We start from the raw sequence: 1250 nt of genomic DNA on the forward strand, positions 1-1250 counted from the left end.
TGAACTGGCCTAATGATTTTGGACACCTTCATCGGGCGCTATGATGGCGCCCAATTGGAGGCAAAATCAGTGCGTAAATCTTACTCAAGAGAATACAAAGTCCAAGCCGCTGAAATGGTGCTGGACGGCGGCCAGTCAGTTCCTGAAGTCTGTGCGGCCCTCGGGCTGGGGCCTACGGCCCTTCGTCGTTGGGTTGAGCAGGTGCGTGAAGAGAGAGCAGGCAAGGTTCCGGTCGGAGCCAAAGCGATCACGCCGGAGCAGCAACGAATTGAAGAACTCGAAGCGCTGGTTCGGCAAAAAGATCGGGATATCGAAATCCTAAAAAAGGCCAGTGCTCTTCTGCTTCGGGACTCCAAAGATCGTTCTCGCTGATCAACGAGCTGAGTGAGCAATACCCTGTTATCGACTGCTGCCGCGTGCTTGGGGTCAAGCGCAGCAGCTTCTACGCCTGGCGCAAACGGCAAGGGCGCGAAGATCCAGCCAGGGATGCTCTGCGTCTGCTGGTGGTTAAGCACTTCAACGCGTCGCGAAGTGCCTCTGGCTCGCGAACGCTGGTGCAGGAATTGCGGCGTGAAAACCATGCAATCGGGCGATACAAGGTGCGCGCGTTAATGCGTGAAGCTGGCCTGAAGTGCAAACAGCGCAGGCCGCACCGGTATCGCTCGTCGGGGGCAGAAGCATTGATCGCGGAGAATCAGCTGAAGCGGAACTTCAAGGTTTCGACGATCAATGAGGTTTGGTGTGGTGATGTGACTTACATTCAGGTTGGCAGGCGCTGGTTGTACCTGGCCGCCGTGATTGATCTCTATGCCCGCCGAGTAGTGGGTTGGGCGTTCTCGATGATTGCAGATGCCAATTTGGCTTGTAACGCCCTGCGCATGGCAGCTGAATCGCGAGGTAGACCAGCGGGTGTAATGTTCCATTCAGACCAGGGCTGTCAGTATGCCAGCCATAAATTCAGAGCCACGCTCGATGAGTACAACTTGAACCAGAGCATGAGCCATCGAGGTCAATGCTGGGATAACGCAGCCATGGAGAGGTTCTTCGGGGCATTGAAGTCAGAGTGGATGCCCGCAGAGGGCTACGAGACCGAAGCGCAGGCACGAGTGGATATCCAGGCTTATCTGATGCGCTACAACCTCAAGCGCCTCCACAGCTACAACGGCTATGAAACACCGGTAGCCATGGAGGAAAAGCTCAAAGCGGCGGCATAAACCTTAATCGGTGTCCAAAATTACTTGACCAGATCA

The 1250-nt window shown here is 55.4% G+C and carries 2 protein-coding genes; both read left to right on the forward strand.

Features of this window, described 5'->3' with window-relative positions:
* Positions 1–18 precede the first annotated feature (18 nt).
* The gene (locus tag F3J45_RS29940) at positions 19–372 is read left to right on the forward strand and encodes a transposase (RefSeq protein ID WP_205300746.1); all 354 of its coding nucleotides are present in this window, start codon (positions 19–21) and stop codon (positions 370–372) included.
* A gap of 29 nt (positions 373–401) precedes the next feature.
* Complete coding sequence (locus F3J45_RS29545) at positions 402–1214, forward strand: IS3 family transposase (protein ID WP_370526516.1); 813 nt, start codon at positions 402–404, stop codon at positions 1212–1214.
* Positions 1215–1250 lie beyond the last annotated feature (36 nt).

Source organism: Pantoea sp. Ap-967 (genome assembly GCF_011752565.1).
Lineage (GTDB): Bacteria > Pseudomonadota > Gammaproteobacteria > Pseudomonadales > Pseudomonadaceae > Aquipseudomonas.